Consider the following 427-nt stretch of genomic DNA (forward strand, 5'->3'; position numbering starts at 1 on the left):
GTCAGACGTCCGGAGTCAGGCGCCCGGACTCGGGTGTCCGGGGTCGGGTGTCCGGGCTCGGGTGTCCGGGGTCGGGTGTCCGGGCTCAGGCGGTCTTGCTCAGACGCCCGTACCCGCGCCGCGACCCGGCACGGGTACGGCGACGGGCACCGGTACCGGCACCGCCGCCGGTGACGGGCGGCGCATCAGATAGGCCGCCCCCGCCCCCGCTCCGAACAGCGCCACCAGCGAGATGCCCGAGGCCAGCCAGCTCGCGCCCAGCCACTGGCCGCCGAAGTAGCCGAGGGCCACGCTGTACGCCGCCCACGCGAGGCCCGCCAGGATCGACCAGGGCAGGAACTCGCGGACGCGCCGGTGCGCGGCGCCCGCGGCGAGCGAGACGATCGAGCGGCCGGCGGGTGCGAAGCGGGCCAGGACGACCAGGGCG

The 427-nt window shown here is 77.0% G+C and carries 1 protein-coding gene; it reads right to left on the bottom strand.

The genetic code is table 11. The features are described from left to right. Positions 1-99: 99 nt before the first annotated feature. Positions 100-427 (bottom strand): DedA family protein (locus HO151_RS00875; protein ID WP_368039374.1); only part of this gene is annotated, 328 nt, incomplete at its 5' end.

Source organism: Streptomyces sp. 8P21H-1, assembly GCF_013302945.1.